General features: G+C 72.0%; 12 protein-coding genes. 6 read left to right on the top strand and 6 right to left on the bottom strand.

Translation table 11 applies throughout. The features are described 5' to 3' along the window. Positions 1 to 26: 26 nt before the first annotated feature. From AB0O28_RS34805 to AB0O28_RS34790, 4 genes are all read right to left on the bottom strand, one after another. Positions 27 to 1,397, bottom strand: a complete 1,371-nt coding sequence (locus AB0O28_RS34805) for a GH1 family beta-glucosidase (RefSeq protein WP_363646828.1) — start codon at positions 1,395 to 1,397, stop codon at positions 27 to 29. Between the two features lie 43 nt (positions 1,398 to 1,440). After that, the gene (locus AB0O28_RS34800; RefSeq protein ID WP_363646827.1) at positions 1,441 to 2,280 is read right to left on the bottom strand and encodes a carbohydrate ABC transporter permease; all 840 of its coding nucleotides are present in this window, start codon (positions 2,278 to 2,280) and stop codon (positions 1,441 to 1,443) included. Continuing rightward, positions 2,273 to 3,280: a sugar ABC transporter permease gene (locus AB0O28_RS34795; protein ID WP_363646826.1), complete on the bottom strand. Its 1,008-nt coding sequence runs from the start codon at positions 3,278 to 3,280 to the stop codon at positions 2,273 to 2,275. The genes AB0O28_RS34800 and AB0O28_RS34795 overlap by 8 nt, the downstream gene beginning before the upstream one ends. 269 nt (positions 3,281 to 3,549) lie before the next feature. Beyond that, positions 3,550 to 4,869: an extracellular solute-binding protein gene (locus tag AB0O28_RS34790; protein WP_363646825.1), complete on the bottom strand. Its 1,320-nt coding sequence runs from the start codon at positions 4,867 to 4,869 to the stop codon at positions 3,550 to 3,552. 669 nt (positions 4,870 to 5,538) lie between these two features. On the opposite strand from AB0O28_RS34790, the gene AB0O28_RS34785 reads away from it, so the two are divergent. From AB0O28_RS34785 to AB0O28_RS34770, 4 genes are all read left to right on the top strand, one after another. Beyond that, on the top strand, positions 5,539 to 6,537 hold the full coding sequence (locus tag AB0O28_RS34785; RefSeq protein ID WP_363646824.1) for a hypothetical protein: 999 nt from the start codon (positions 5,539 to 5,541) through the stop codon (positions 6,535 to 6,537). Next, on the top strand, positions 6,534 to 6,932 hold the full coding sequence (locus AB0O28_RS34780) for a phage holin family protein (protein WP_079319590.1): 399 nt from the start codon (positions 6,534 to 6,536) through the stop codon (positions 6,930 to 6,932). The genes AB0O28_RS34785 and AB0O28_RS34780 overlap by 4 nt, the downstream gene beginning before the upstream one ends. Continuing rightward, the gene (locus AB0O28_RS34775; protein WP_363646822.1) at positions 6,908 to 7,591 is read left to right on the top strand and encodes a DUF3618 domain-containing protein; all 684 of its coding nucleotides are present in this window, start codon (positions 6,908 to 6,910) and stop codon (positions 7,589 to 7,591) included. Before AB0O28_RS34780 ends, AB0O28_RS34775 begins: the two co-directional genes overlap by 25 nt. Before the next feature lie 90 nt (positions 7,592 to 7,681). Beyond that, entirely contained in the window at positions 7,682 to 8,716 is a 1,035-nt protein-coding gene (locus AB0O28_RS34770) for an alcohol dehydrogenase catalytic domain-containing protein (RefSeq protein WP_363646821.1), read from the top strand. A gap of 1,849 nt (positions 8,717 to 10,565) precedes the next feature. Here the strand turns inward: AB0O28_RS34770 and AB0O28_RS34765 are convergent. Both AB0O28_RS34765 and AB0O28_RS34760 read right to left on the bottom strand, forming a co-directional pair. Next, positions 10,566 to 11,333 (bottom strand): TSUP family transporter, encoded by a 768-nt coding sequence (locus tag AB0O28_RS34765; protein WP_363646820.1) that lies wholly within the window; start codon positions 11,331 to 11,333, stop codon positions 10,566 to 10,568. A 50-nt stretch (positions 11,334 to 11,383) separates the two neighbouring features. Continuing rightward, entirely contained in the window at positions 11,384 to 12,268 is an 885-nt protein-coding gene (locus tag AB0O28_RS34760) for a DUF2268 domain-containing putative Zn-dependent protease (RefSeq protein WP_363646819.1), read from the bottom strand. 81 nt (positions 12,269 to 12,349) lie between these two features. Here AB0O28_RS34760 and AB0O28_RS34755 point away from each other — a divergent pair, with 81 nt between their 5' ends. Together AB0O28_RS34755 and AB0O28_RS34750 are read left to right on the top strand one after the other, a co-directional pair. Next, a complete protein-coding gene (locus AB0O28_RS34755; RefSeq protein WP_363646818.1) occupies positions 12,350 to 12,508 on the top strand; it encodes a hypothetical protein in 159 nt (52 codons plus the stop codon). Positions 12,509 to 12,536: 28 nt separating this feature from the next. After that, a complete protein-coding gene (locus tag AB0O28_RS34750) occupies positions 12,537 to 13,868 on the top strand; it encodes an alpha-amylase family protein (RefSeq protein WP_363646817.1) in 1,332 nt (443 codons plus the stop codon).

The following is a 13,868-nucleotide window of genomic DNA, read 5'->3' as shown; positions in this document are numbered from 1 at the left end:
CACCGGCGCCGCTCGCCTCACGCCGCTCAGGCCACCCGCAGCCGCTTGCTCGCGCCGATGATCTCGGCGTAGCGGCGCCCGCTCGACTTGACCGTCCGCGCCTGGGTCTCGTAGTCGACGTGCACCAGGCCGAACCGCTTGTCATAGCCGTAGGCCCACTCGAAGTTGTCCAGCAGCGACCACGCGAAGTAGCCCGCCACCGGCGCCCCCTGCTCGATCGCCCGCCCGCAGGCCGCGATGTGGTCCTCCAGGTACGCCACGCGATCGGGGTCGTCGACGGCGCCGTCCAGGCCGACGGTGTCGGGCCAGGCCGACCCGCTCTCGGTCACGTACAGGCGCTGCGCGCCGTACTCCCGGGTGACGCGCAGCAGCAGGCGCTCCAGGCCGCCCGCGTCGACCTCCCAGCCCATGGCCGTGGTCGTCGCCCCCGGCACCTCCACCTGGCGCGCGTACGGCGCGGGCCCCTCGGGGTCGGCCGCGGCCACCTGCCGGAAGTAGTAGTTGATCCCGAGGTAGTCGAGCGGCGTGGCGATCGTCTCCAGGTCGCCGGGCCGGATCGGCAGGTCGACGCCGTACACGGCGATCATGTCCTCGGGATAGCCCCGGCCGGTGACCGGGTCGAGCCACCACCGGTTGACGTGCCCGTCGAGGCGGCGCGCGGCGGCGTGGTCCTCCTCGCTGTCGGTCGCCGGGTCGCACGGGCTGAGGTTGTTGACGATCCCGATCGACGGCGTCAGCCGCGCCGCCGCCCGTACGGCCTGCGTGGCCAGCCCGTGGGCGAGGTGGAGGTGGTAGGACGTGCGGACGGCGGCCTCCAGGTCCCTCACCCCGGGCGCCATGGAGCCCTCCAGGTGCCCGAGCCAGGAGCTGCACAGCGGCTCGTTGAGCGTCGTCCAGTCGGTGACGCGGTCGCCGAGCCGTTCGGCCACGACGGCGGCGTACTCGGCGAAGCGCTGGGCGGTGTCGCGCTCGGGCCACCCGCCGCGGTCCTGCAACGCCTGCGGCAGGTCCCAGTGATAGAGGGTCACGAACGGACGGATGCCGGCGTCGAGCAGGGCGTCCACGAGACGGTCGTAGAAGGCCAGCCCGCGCGGGTTGACCGGGCCCGTGCCGTCGGGCACCACGCGCGGCCAGGCCACCGAGAAGCGGTAGGCGTCCACGCCGAGGCGTTCGAGCAGGCCGACGTCCTCGCGCCACCGGTGGTAGTGGTCGCAGGCCACGTCCCCGGTATCGCCGCCGTCGATCGCCCCGGGCACCCGGCAGAAGGTGTCCCAGATCGAGGGCAGCCTGCCGTCCTCGAGGGCCGCGCCCTCGATCTGGTAGGCCGAGGTGGCGACGCCCCAGACGAAGTCATCGAAAGCGGTTACATCGGGGACGTGGCCGCGCTGCGGCTCCATGCGTTGGTTCTCCTTGGTTCGAGGGTGATGGGTTACGGGCGGGTCACTTGACGGCGCCCGCGGTGAGGCCCTGCACGAGGTAGCGCTGCAGCAGCAGGAACCCCGCCACCACGGGGACGCTGACGACCAGGGAGGCCGCCATGATCTGGTTCCAGTAGACGTCGTTCTCCGTGGCGTACCCCTGCAGGCCGACGGCGAGGGTCCGGCTCGACTCGTCGGTCATGACCGAGGCGAACAGCACCTCCCCCCACGCCGTCATGAACGCGTAGATCGCGACAGCCACGATACCGGGGGTGGCGGCGGGCAGGACGACCCGCAGCAGGGCCCCGACCGGGCCGCTGCCGTCGACCTGGGCGGCCTCGTCCAGCGCCGTGGGAATCGAGTCGAAATACCCGGCCAGCATCCAGATCGAGAACGGCAGCGAGAAGGTCAGATAGGTGATGATCAGGCCGGTGCGGCTCGCGTACAACTCGACTCCGAGCGCGGTCCCGAGGTTCACGTAGATCATGAACAGCGGAAGCAGGAACAGGATGCCGGGGAACATCTGCGTCGACAGCACGGTGACCGAGAAGATCCGGCGGCCGGGGAAGCGGAAGCGGCTGATCGCGTACGCCGCGAAGATCGCGATGAGGACCGACACCAGCGCCGCCACCGACGCCACGATCAGGCTGTTGGCGAAATAACGCGCCAGCGGGACCGTCCGCCACATGTCGGCGAACGGCCGCAGCGTGATCGTCGTGGGGATCCAGTGGAAGTCCCCCTGCACGTCCCGCAGCGGCTTGATGGCCGAGGTCAGCATCACGTACAGCGGGGTCAGGGTGAACAGGCCGAGCAGGCCGAGACCGGCCCACCGCGCCCAGGGCAGCCAGCGGGGCTCACGCATCGCTCCTCCTCCGGGACGTCGCGACCAGGTACACGGCGGTCACCAGCAGCAGGAACAGCAGGAGCAGCACCGACATGGCCGAGCCCGAGCCGAAGTTCCAGGTGACGAACGAGCTCTGGTAGATGTGGATCGAGATCAGGTCCGCCTCGTGCGGGGCCGATTTGCCGAACAGCACGTACGGGGTGTTGAAGTCGTTGAACGTCCACAGGAACAGCACGAGCACGAGCACCTGGTTGATCGGGCGCAGCATGGGCAGCGTCACCGCGCGCAGCCGCCGGCCCCAGCCCGCGCCGTCGATCGCGGCCGCCTCGTACAGGTCGGCGGGAATGTTCTGCAGCCCGGCCATCAGCACGAGGAAGGCGAACGGCCACGACCGCCACACGCAGACCACGATGAGGGACCAGAAGCTGTTGGACCCGATCAGCCAGAACGGCCGCTCCCCGAACAGGTGCAGCTGGTCCACAAGCACGTGGTTGACGAGCCCCGAGTCGCGCTGGAGCAGGAAGCTCCAGGTGATCACCCCGGCGTAGACCGGCAGGGCGTACGGCACGAGGAACAGCGCGCGCAGCACGGCCCGGCCCCGGAACGAGCCCTGCATGAGCACCGCGCCGCAGATGCCGAGCAGCCACGACAGTCCGACGGTGAGCGCGGTGAATCCTACGGTGACGAGGAACGAGTGCAGCAGCGAGCGGCCGACCGCGCCGTCGACGTCGACGGCGACGCTGTAGTTGCCGAGGCCCGCGAACGGCGCGGCCGACCAGTCGCGCAGGAAGAACTGGGTGAGCTTGAGGAAGCTCATCGCGATGCCGATCAGCATCGGCACCAGGTGGACGAGCAGTTCGAGCAGCACGGCCGGAAGGATCAGCAGGTAGGGCAGGGCGACGCGGCGCAGCCGCGCGGGGACGCGATCGGCGATCCCGCGCCGCCGGTCACCCGGAGGCGGAGGGCCACCAGGAGACGCGGGTCTCCGTCCCGCGCCGGACCGGGACGTGGTGGACACGACCATCAATTTCCTCTCGATGTCGGGCACGAGCCCGCCGAGGCGGGCGCGCCCTGGCGGGCGGGGGCCTTGCGGGCAGAGCGATTCCGGGGACTTCCGCGAGCCGGGGCTTTCGCGGGTCCGGGGCTCTCATGAGCCGGGAGCTTGGAAGGGCGGTGGTTCTCGCGGTCAGGGGAGCTTGGCAGCCGCGGGCTCTCGCGGACAGCGGCGTCCGGGGCGCGTGGGGGCGCCGGGCGGAGGATCCGCCCGGCGCCGGGACGAGCGGGGCTTCAGCCGCCCATCTGCTGGTTGGCCTCGGTCAGCTTGGCCTTGACGGCCTCCTCGGTGACCGGCTTGCCGCTCGCGGCGTCCGCGAACAACTGGTTCATCGCGTTGCCCACGAGCGTCTCGAACTGGCTCTCCTGCGCAACCTGCGGCAGCGGCGCGGCCGTGGTGGACAGGATCTGCTGGAACGTCTTGATCGTCTCGCTCTCGAACGCCGGGTCGTCGTAGGCGTCCGTGACGGTCGGCAGTGAGCCGTACGCCTTGTTGAGGTTCTGCTGGGTCTGCTTGGACGTCATGAACTGGGCGAACTTCAGCGCCCCGTCCTTGTTGGCGGCCGTCTTGAACACGGCGAGGTTGATGCCGGCGACCATCGCGTTGACCTGCTTGCCGCCCTGCGACGGGTCGGGCAGCGGGATCGGCGCGAGTCCGTAGTCGTCCTCGCTCCAGCCGGCCTGCTTGAGCTGCGTGGCGATCGACTGCCACATGAGCATGCCGGCCTTGCCCGAGACGAAGTCCTGCACCGCCTCGGTGCCGTTGGCGTACTCGGCGTTGCTCGGGTTGACGATCTTGTGGACGGCCAGCAGGTCGAGGTACTGCTTGATGGCCGCGACCTCCTGGTCGGAGTCGAAGTGCGGCTTGCCGGAGGCGTCGAACAGATCGGCGCCATGCTGCTGACCGAAGATGAAGGCGTGGTGGGCGTTCTCGCTGACGCTCGCGCCCTCCACGGCGAGCCCCCACGTGCCGTCCTTGGTGAGCTTCTTGCCGTCCGCGACGAGCTCGTCCCAGGTGGCCGGCGGCTTGTCGATACCGGCTTCCTTGAACATCTTCTTGTTGTAGAAGAGGCCGTACGTCATGCCGTAGATCGGCACGGCGGTGGGCGGCTGGCCGGGGGCGCCGGTCGCGGCGAGGCTGGGGCCGAGGAAGCGCTCCTTGCCGCCGAGCGTCTTGAGCAGCGCGTCGTCCCACGCCACGAACGCCCCGGTCGCCTGCAGCGAGGCCGACCATGTGTTGCCGATGTTGACGACATCGGGGCCCTTGCCCGACGTGGTGGCGGCGAGGATCCGGTTGAGCAGGTCGGCCCAGGGGACGACCTCCAGGTTCACCTTGATCCCGGTCTCCTTGGTGAACCTGTCCAGCTCGGGCCCGAGCACCTCCTTGTCGTTCTCCAGGCTGGTGCCCTGGTTCGACGCCCAGTAGGTGATCGTCTGGGCCGCGCTCCCACCGGCCGATCCGGCCGTGGACGAGGAGTCGTCGGCGCCGCAGGCCGTCGCGGCGAGCACGAGGGCTCCGGCGACGGCGAAGAGATATGGCTTGCGTCTGCGCACGTGTGGTGTCCTCACTCTTGCGGGTGCGACCGCCCGCCCGTCGAGGGCGGCGGCCTGGGGGGTGAACGGTCCGTGCGCCGCGACAGCGCGGCTGTGCGGCTGTGCGGCAGCACGGGCGGCGGCGCGATCCTGCGACAGCGCCGTCTTCCGACAGCGCGGCACGGACGCCGCCGGACTGTGCGGGCGTCACCGCACGTGGCCGGCAGCGTCACGGAAGCAGGGCTCTCCTCGCTGCCACAGATGGGAGAGCGCTCTCCAACGAGAGAGTGGCGCGGAAGGCGAAGAGTGTCAAGGGGCGACCCTCCCTCTCGCCCCCCAAGCATTGCGCGCGCGGCTGTCGCTACGCCGGGAACCACCGGGTGAGCTGGGGGGTTTCGGCGAAGTCGCGGATCCGGCTTGACAGCCGCTCCGACGAAGTCCAGGCTCCGGGAAAGCGCTCTCCACATTCCCGGTCCCCGATTCAAGTGAGGTAGTGACCCCCAGCCGTACGCCGGGCAGGTCCCGGTCTCCCACCGCCCGGACCCTCATGGCCCGGCCGTTACCGCCGGTACGCACGGGACTTGACCTGGCCAATGGGTCATTTTTACTTTTTTGGGCAATTTGTGCGTCCGTTCGAGCTTCACGGGTAGCTCGCCGCTCCAGGGACGATTTCGACCCAAGGAGGCTTCAGTGAGCGACTTCCATAGCGAGACGCGAACATACGTGGGAGGAAGCGAGCTGCCGCAGGACTCCGGCCGGCAGCAGGCCGGACGGCAGGAATCCGGGCAACAGGGGACCGCGCAGCAGGTCCGGCAGGCGGCGCAGGAGACGGCCCACGAGGCCAGGACGGCAGCCGGCGAGGTGGCCGTGACCGCCAAGGACCAGGCGCGTTCGGTGGCCGACGAGGCCAGGGAGCAGACCCGGCACGTCCTCCACCAGCTGCGCAGGCACACCGACGAGCAGGCGCGGCACCAGAGCAGACGCGCGGCCGGCGCGATCCGGCAGTGGACCGGCGAACTCGAGGCGATCGGCGACAACGCCACGCCCGACTCCCCCATGCGGGGTGTGGTGCAGCAGGTCGCGGAGCAGGGTCACCGCGCCGCCGACTACCTGGAGACCAAGGGCCTGCACGGCGCGGTGCGCGACGTGCAGGACTTCGCTCGCCGCCGTCCGGGGCTGTTCCTCGCCGGGGCCGCGGTGGCGGGCTTCCTCGTGGGACGGGTCGTCAAGGCCGTCGCCTCGGCCGAGGACCCGCACACGAACGTCACGGCGGACGGCGACGCGAGGCGGTTCGGCTCCGGCGCCGCATACGGCTCCGCCTCCGGTGACGGAAGCGGCGCCGCATACGGCTCCACCTCCGGTGACGGAAGCGGCGCCGCATACGGCTCCGCCTCCGGTGACGGAAGCGGCACCGCATACGGTTCCGGGTCGCCCGCACCCGCCTCGTACGGCAGCCGCCCGCCGGCGTACGGCGCGGGAACCGGTGTGACCCCTTCGCCGTCGTACGGCAACGGATATCGGGCCGATGACGGAACGCGAAACGGCACCGGGACCGGCTACCCGAGCGGCGCGCGCCACCCGTCGGAGGAGATCCGGGACGGCCGCACCGACAGCCGTCCCGACGGCCACGCGGACGGGTACACCGACGGCCACCGCGGCACGCCGGGCAACGGAGGTGGGCCGCGATGAGCTACCCCAGCCCACCGGCCGAGCCCTCACTGGGCAAGCTGGTCGGCGAGATCGGCGAGGACCTGTCCACGCTGTTCCGCCAGGAGGTGGAGCTCGCCAAGGCCGAGATCCGGCAGGAGGCCGCCAAGGCCGGCAAGGCGGCGGGCATGCTCGGCGGCGCCGGCTTCGCCGGTTACATGGTGGCGCTCCTCGTCACGCTGGCCGTCGTGTTCGGGCTCGGCAACGTCATGGACCTGGCCTGGGCCGCGCTCATCGTCGCTGCCGTGTGGGCGGTGATCGGCGGAGTGCTGTTCGCCCGGGGCAAGGAGCGCATGCGCGAGGTGAACCCCACGCCCGAGCAGACCATCGAGACGCTGAAGGAGGACGTGCGATGGGCGCGAGCCCAGAGGAGATAAGGGCCGAGATCGAGGTCACGCGGGCGGAGCTCGCCGCCGACGTTGACCGGCTCGCCGACCGGACGAGCCCGGCGCGCATCGTGCGGCGCCGTACGGACAGTCTGCGCCAGACGGCGCAGTCGGTGAGGGAGAAGGTGATGGGAGTGCCCGCACACGCCACCCAGACGGTTCGCGACCAGGCCGGTGAGGCCGCGGGAACCATGCGCGAGGCCGCGGCGCACGCCGGCGAGGCCGTCCGCGGGACCGCGGCCGAGGCGGGCGAGATGGTCCGGCACGGCGCCCAGCAGGCCGCCCAGACCGTACGCGACACGCCTCGGCAGGCCATGCGAAGCACCCAGGGCAACCCGCTCGCCGCGGGGCTGATCGCCTTCGGCGCGGGGCTGCTGGCCGCGAGCCTGCTGCCGAAGACCTCCGCCGAGGAACGCGCGGCCGTGCAGGTGAAGGACCGGGCCGGAGGGATGGTCGAGCCGGTCAAGCAGGCCGTTCAGGAGACCGCGCAGCGTGTGGGCGAGGACGCCAGAGAGGCTGTCCAGCAGGTGCGCGACACCGCCGCGGAGGCGACCAGGGCCACCGGCGAGGAGGCACGCGACCAGGCACGGCAGGTCACCGAACAGACGCGTGACCAGGCGCGGCAGATGACCGGGCAGGCCCGCTCATAGCGCGGGGTCCGTGGGAACGTACCGAGGGCCGGGATACGATCAAGGTGAAGGACCGACCGAGGGGGCGGCGATGGCGCTGGGGGCGGGGGCGTGAGGGCCGCCCGGCTGCGGAAGGCGGGCGACATCCGGCTGGCCGACGAGCCGCGGCCCGTCCCGGGGTCGGGCGAGAGCCTGGTGCGCGTCACCGCCGTCGGCCTGTGCGGCTCCGACCTGCACTGGTACTCGGAGGGCGGCATCGGCGACGCGGTGCTGGACGAGCCGCTTGTCGTGGGACACGAGATCGCCGGAGTAGTCGAGGGCGGCCCCCGGCACGGCACCCGGGTCGCGGTGGACCCCGCCATCCCCTGCGGCCGCTGCGCGGTCTGCGCGACGGGATACGGCAACCTGTGCCCGGACGTCCGCTTCGCCGGGCACGGCACGCTCGACGGCGGCCTGCGCGAGTTCCTCGCCTGGCCCGACGAGTTGCTCCACCCGCTGCCCGACGCGCTCTCCGACAGCGACGGGGCCATGCTCGAACCGCTCGGTGTGGCGATCCACGCCGTGGACCTGGGACATCTGGGGCTCGGGGCGCCCGTCGCCGTCGTCGGCTGCGGGCCGATCGGCCTGCTGGTGGTCCGGCTCGCCCGGCTCGCCGGCGCCTCGGTGGTCGTCGCCGTCGATCCCCTGCCGCACCGCCGCGCCGCCGCCCTGCGGTTCGGCGCCGGCCACGCCCTCTCCCCCGAGGACGCGGGACCGGCCGCGTGGGCCGGAATCGACGGGCTGGACGGCCTCGGCGTACGGGTGGCCTTCGAGGTGGCGGGCGTCGACGACGCGGTACGCGTCGCCATGACCGCCGTACGGCCCGGGGGCCGGGTGGTACTGGCGGGCATTCCCGACGACGACCGCATCTCGTTCTCCGCCTCCCTGGCCCGGCGCAAGGGCCTGACACTCGCACTCGTCCGGCGGATGAACCTCACCTATCCCCGCGCGATCCGCCTCGTCGCCGGCGGCTCGGTGGACGTGTCGTCGCTGGTCACCGAGCGCTTCCCGCTCGAGGCAACGGCGGACGCCTTCGCCGCCGCCGTCAAAAGGCGCGGGCTCAAGGTCGTGGTGGAACCCCACGGCCGAGGATCCGACGCGCCATAACGGGCAGACATGGCCGAATTGACAGCCGCACCGACAGAGACGCCACGACACGCGTCAAAGTCCTCGCGAAATCCCGGTGCGGCGGGCGCGGCACGGGGTATCTTCTGAACATCGCGCAAGCGAGCACAGGCTAATCCGGGGCAGTAGCCCCCGAGGGCGCGGTCTTTCTGGGCCGCGCCCTCTTTATTTCCCCCGATGTCCCGCACACCCCCCGAGGTTGCGTCAGCATGCATGCGATTCCCGCCGGTCGTGACCCCCGGTCCTCCTACTCCCGGCACGTCACCACCCGGCTGCTCGACTTCACCAGCGCCGCCACCCCATGGGCGCGCCGATTGTGGACCGTCAGTTCCTTCCTCGCCTTGGAGGAGCTGTACGAGGCCGGGGTGTGGGTCGACCGGCGGGTGCTGTCGCAGGCGGCGGTCGACTGGCAGCTCCACGCGCTGGAGCGCCTGCTCGGCGACGACCCCGCCCTGGGCACCGTGGCCTACCGCCGTGAGCTGCGCGAGGTCCTGTGCACGACTCTCACCCTGGCCAGCGACGGCCGCCGCAAGCTGCGTCACCTCATCAACATCGGGCGGCCCGGCTACCTCGGCCGCTGGTCGTCCTGCGCCGCCGAGCAGGAGCCGCCCCGGGCCGAACGCGTGGCCCGGGCCGTCGCCGCGCACCTGCTCGACAGCGGGCACAGCCTGGCGGGTGTCCAGCGCTGGCTCCGCGCCGGCCATCTGAACCTGTCGGCCACGGACCTGATCGCCGAGGCGTCCGCCCTGCTGGCCCGGCCGCCGCGCCAGTGGCGGGTCGTCGTCCCCTTCCGCGCGCTGAGCCGGCACGAGGAGCTGGCCGGCTGGCTGCCCAACTGGCTGACGGCCGAGCAGACGAGGTCCCTGATGGCGGGCGCGAGCGTCGAACGGCACCGGGAGGTGGTGGGCGGCCTCACCTACTCCGTCGAGGCCAGGGACGCCGAACGCGCCGTGGAGATCGTCTCCGATCTCGTCGAACGGCTTCAGGCACGGGCGCGCTTCACGGCCGCGGGGGTGGTGGTCCCGCTGGGCGAGGCGTACATCGAAGACGAGGACCGGCCGCTCCCCCTCCTGCTGCCCTCGCGCGGCGCGCAGGTGCTCTCGCTGGCCGCCGAGCGGCAGCTGTACGTCGTCGGCCAGGACGTGCAGCGGTTCGGCGAGCAGGCCAGGAGCACGGTCGACGAGGCCCTGGAGATCGCTTCCGGGCTCAACCAGGGGCCGCTCGCGCCCGCCATCGCGGGAGGCTGGGCGGCTCTGGAGTCCCTGCTGACCGAGGCCAGGGACCCCGACGAGCGGGAGAAGGTGGTGGCCGCCTCCCGCGCCGCCGCCCTCGTCGCCTGCTCCTGGCCGCGTGCCGAGCTCACCGCGCTCTCCTACCGGATACGTGAGGTGCCGGGTGACGCTCTCGCGGACAAGCTGGCGGCCTGCGCGTCCAACCGGGAACGTTCCACTCTCGTCGCGGCAGAGCTGGAGAGCCGGGACGGGCTCCCGCTCGTGCGGTCCTGGCGGACCGGCAGCGACGTGGCGTCGGTCTTCCGGATGAAGGCGCTGCTCACCGACCGCAGGCACGTGCTGGGGCGGGTGCGCGGCTACCTGGAGGTGTCGCTGCGCCGGTTGTACCGGTGCCGCAACATCGTGCTCCACGGCGGTTCCACCGGCGGCGTCGCGCTTCCCGCCACCCTCCGGGTCACGGCGCCGCTGGTCGGCGCGGCCCTCGACCGCATCACGCACTCCCATCTGGTGGCCGGGATACCCCCGCTCGCGCTCGCGTCGAGGGCGGAGACCGCGCTTCCGCATGGTGGACGACGACCTCGGCCCCGGCCTGTGCGATCTCATCGACTGAAGAACTGGTCGTACCCGAGCTTGGCGACCAGGGCGGCCACCACGCACAGCAGGACGACGCGGACGAACCCCGCGCCGCGGTTGAGCGCCATCCGCGCGCCGATCTGCGCCCCGGCGATGTTGCAGACCGCCATGGCCATGCCGAGCGCCCACACCACGTGGCCCTGCACGGCGAAGACGACGAGGGCGCCGAGGTTGGTGCCGGTGTTGACGACCTTCGCCGTGGCGGAGGCGTGCACGAAGTCCATCCCGAGGATCGAGGTGAACGCGATGAGCAGGAAGGTGCCCGTGCCCGGCCCGACGATGCCGTCGTAGTAGGCGATGCCGACACCCGCCACCGCGACCCCCGTCACCGCCCGCGCCCGCGTACGCAGGTGGGGGTGGGGCAGGCGGCCGAACCCCGGCCGCAGGGTCACGAACGCCCCCACCCCCAGCAGCACGACCATCACCAGCGGCTTCAGCACATTCGCGTCGAGCAGGGCGGCCGAGGCGGCGCCGAGCCCGGCGAAGGCCACGGCCAGCGCCGCGGCCGGCACGGCCACCGCCCGATCGAGCTTCGTCCTCCTCGCGTAGGTGACGGCGGCCGACCCCGTGCCGAAGATGGCGGCGGACTTGTTCGTCGCCAGCGCCTGGACCGGCGTGAGACCGGCCAGGAGCAGCACCGGAAGCTGCAGCAGCCCTCCCCCGCCCACGACGGCGTCCACCCATCCGGCGGCCACGGCGGCGAGGAGCAGGAGCACGACCTGTCCGGCACCCATACGGCTCCGTCCCCCTTTGCACCGGTTTGACCATGGTCCGACGAGCGAGCCTAGCGCGCGGCGGGGAACCCGGCGTTGGCCAGGATCTCCTCGAGGGACAACGTCGTGCTCTCGGCCGCGGTCAGGCCGGAGGCGGCGAGGTGCGCGTCGACGATCCGCAGCCCGACCGGGTAGCCCGCGTGGTCGGGCAGGCCGACCGGCTGCTGCCCCATCGACTCCGCCGTGGCGTCCCCGTGCACGTACGCGGCGAAGTTGTGCATGCCGGTCAGGTTCAAGGCTCCGGTGATCGTGGCGTACGCGACGTCGAACGCGGAGCCGTTCAGGGAGGTGCTCCACGGCCCGAGCCCCTCCGGCCCGTACAACTCGCGGGCGAACGCCTCGGCGAGCCCTTCGGAGACGACCTGCTCCCCGAGGGTGACGGTGGCGGGGTCCCAGACGACGTTCGAGTACCTGATGTTGTGGTTGAGCTCGTGGACGGCGCAGTGCCCGAGGCGGCCGACGTTGTCCTCCGTCGGCCAGACGAGCAGGTAGACCAGGCCCTTGCCGCTCATGCCGAGGTAGCCGTGGTTGCGCCGCACCAGGTGCTCCGCGTCGGGGTCGCCGAGCACGATGTAGACCTGCAGCGTCTCGGGGTGCCGGATGCCGGGCACGGCCTCGCGCTGGTGCTTCCAGGCGGCGGTGAGCGCGTCGCCGATTTGCTCCCACACCCCCGCGTCGCGCATCCGCCGCAACGCGGCCGGGTAGCGCTCGTCGTCCCGGTCGACCCGGAAACCGAAGCCCTTGTGGTGCATGCCGACGACGTCGGCGACGGGCATCCAGGGCACGGCGTCCCACATCGGGCGGAGCATGCGGGTGAGCGCGGTGGGCCGTTCCGCGAGGGGGGCGGCCAGCAGATCGGCCATCGCGGTGGCCGTGTCGTGAACGATGATCTCCATGCCGCCGACGCTAGAAGCTCACGCCACGTGAGGCTCAAGCGACTTTTCCCCCGTGCGGGGTCCGCCTTCGTGGGGAGCGTGATGCTGGTCCCGGCCGGCGTCCTCGGCACGGGACCGAACGTCGCGGTCGCCCTCGGCCGGCGGAGGCGTCCCGCCTTCGTACGGCACGCCGGCGCCGAGGGCCGCCGGCCCGGAAAGGGGGTGGCGGCGCGAGAGGGGGTGGCGGCGACGACACTGTGACCAGACGGACGAACGATGAGGAGCGGATGTGACGTCCTGGAGCGACCACGCGATCTGGTGGCATGTCTACCCGCTGGGTTTCACCGGCGCCCCGCTGACGGCGGCGTCCGGGGAAGTGCCCGGCCGGCACCGGCTGCGGCGTCTGGAGAGCTGGCTCGACTACGCCGTCGAACTCGGCTGTTCGGGTCTCCAGCTCGGCCCGATCTTCGCGTCCGAGACGCACGGGTACGACACGGTGGACCATTTCCGCGTCGATCCCCGGCTCGGGGACGACGACGACTTCGACCACCTGGTGGCGCAGGCGCGGCGGCGCGGGCTGCGGGTGCTGCTCGACGGGGTGTTCAACCATGTGGGCAGGGGGTTTCCGGTCTTCGCGCGGGCGCTCGCGGAAGGGCCGCACTCCCCCGCCGCCCGCTGGTTCCGTCCCGGTGGCGGCGCCGGCGGCTTCGCCGTGTTCGAGGGTCACGACCACCTGGTCGCGCTGAACCACGCGGAGCCCGCCGTCCTCGACCACGTCGTACGGGTGATGGGCCACTGGCTCGGCCGCGGCGCGTCCGGCTGGCGCCTCGACGCGGCGTACGCGGTGCCACGGGCCTTCTGGCGGGAGGCCGTCACCCGGGTGCGGCGGGAGCATCCGGACGCCTGGTTCGTGGGCGAGGTGATCCACGGCGACTACGCGGCGTACGTGACCGAGGGCGGGCTCGACTCGGTGACGCAGTACGAGCTGTGGAAGGCCGTCTGGAGCTCGCTCAACGACGGCAACTTCTTCGAACTCGCCTGGGCGCTCGACCGGCACAACAGGCTGCTGGAGGTGTTCGCGCCGATGACGTTCGTCGGCAACCACGACGTGACGCGCCTGGCCAGCAGGCTCACCGATCCGCGGCACCTGGGGCACGCGCTGGCCGTCCTGATGACGGTGGGCGGGGTGCCGAGCCTTTACTACGGCGACGAGCAGGCTTTCCTCGGGGTCAAGGAGGAACGCGCCGGGGGCGACGACGCGATCCGGCCCGCCTTCCCCGACGGCCCGGACGACCTGGCGCCGCACGGCATGCCCGTCTACCGGCTCCACCAGCGGCTGGCCGGGCTGCGCCGCCGGCACCCCTGGCTGGTCCGGGCACGTACGGAGGCCCAGCACATCACCAACAGGGCCCTCGCGCTGCGCAGCCAGGCGGGGACGGAAGAAGTCGTCACGCTGCTCAACATCGGCGACGACGCCTACCGCTTCCCCGTGGACGTCTCCCGTCTGACCGTCGCGGACAGCTGTGTCGGTGTGGAGAGCCGGGCCGGGGCGGTCGGCCCGGACGAGGATCCCGCTCTCGTGCCCGCGCACGGGTGGCGGGTGCTCGTCCACAGGCCGTGA

Source organism: Microbispora sp. NPDC088329 (assembly GCF_040685655.1).
GTDB lineage: Bacteria > Actinomycetota > Actinomycetes > Streptosporangiales > Streptosporangiaceae > Microbispora.
This window is presented reverse-complemented; position numbering and strand designations above follow the sequence as displayed.

Excerpts from the sequence above, each read along its gene's own strand:
- AB0O28_RS34800 (WP_363646827.1), bottom strand. The coding sequence starts at position 2,280 with ATGCGTGAGCCCCGCTGGCTGCCCTGGGCGCGGTGGGCCGGTCTCGGC.
- AB0O28_RS34765 (WP_363646820.1), bottom strand. The coding sequence starts at position 11,333 with ATGGGTGCCGGACAGGTCGTGCTCCTGCTCCTCGCCGCCGTGGCCGCC.
- AB0O28_RS34755 (WP_363646818.1), top strand. The coding sequence starts at position 12,350 with ATGCTGGTCCCGGCCGGCGTCCTCGGCACGGGACCGAACGTCGCGGTC.
- AB0O28_RS34780 (WP_079319590.1), top strand. The coding sequence starts at position 6,534 with ATGAGCTACCCCAGCCCACCGGCCGAGCCCTCACTGGGCAAGCTGGTC.
- AB0O28_RS34805 (WP_363646828.1), bottom strand. The coding sequence starts at position 1,397 with ATGGAGCCGCAGCGCGGCCACGTCCCCGATGTAACCGCTTTCGATGAC.
- AB0O28_RS34775 (WP_363646822.1), top strand. The coding sequence starts at position 6,908 with ATGGGCGCGAGCCCAGAGGAGATAAGGGCCGAGATCGAGGTCACGCGG.
- AB0O28_RS34760 (WP_363646819.1), bottom strand. The coding sequence starts at position 12,268 with ATGGAGATCATCGTTCACGACACGGCCACCGCGATGGCCGATCTGCTG.